Genomic DNA, 573 nt, shown 5'->3' with positions numbered 1-573 from the left:
GCCACGACAGACGCTACCGCTACGGTAACGTATTATACGAGCAACACCGATGCCCAGTTGGGCCAAAACGCGATACAGGACCCATCGGCATTCCAGAATACTACACCGGACCAACAGGAGATCTGGGTACGTGTAGAAACGGTTTACGGCTGTTGGGATACCGATAGTTTCAACCTTATTGTGAACCCGCTACCACAGGCAGATTTAACCACACCGGTATTCTATGCCTGTGAAGAAACCCCTGGCGAAGGATTATTCGACCTGACTGAAGTAACCCCGGTTATTACCAGTGGCCAGCCGGGCTATTCCGTAGCGTATTACACAGATGCCGCTACTACCCAGCAGATAGACGAAAGCACCCCGTATTTAACATCGGATGCTACGATTTACGCCCTTGTAACCGATGTGGTAACCGGCTGTAACATAGTTGCTGCGGTAAGCCTTGACGTGCAGCCGGCACCGATAGCCCCAACGCCAACCCCGCTTGAGGAATGTGACTTTAACAACGACAACGTAGCTGCGTTCAACCTACAGGATGCGCTGGATGAAATCCAGGCAGCGATGGGTAATGGT

General features: G+C 52.0%; 1 protein-coding gene. It reads left to right on the top strand.

Translation table 11 applies throughout. The features are described 5' to 3' along the window. On the top strand, positions 1 to 573 hold a 573-nt coding region (locus tag ACLI1A_RS19550), incomplete at both ends, for a hypothetical protein (protein WP_411410380.1).

It is taken from the genome of Flavobacterium sp. RHBU_3 (assembly GCF_046613565.1).
GTDB lineage: Bacteria > Bacteroidota > Bacteroidia > Flavobacteriales > Flavobacteriaceae > Flavobacterium.
This window is presented reverse-complemented; position numbering and strand designations above follow the sequence as displayed.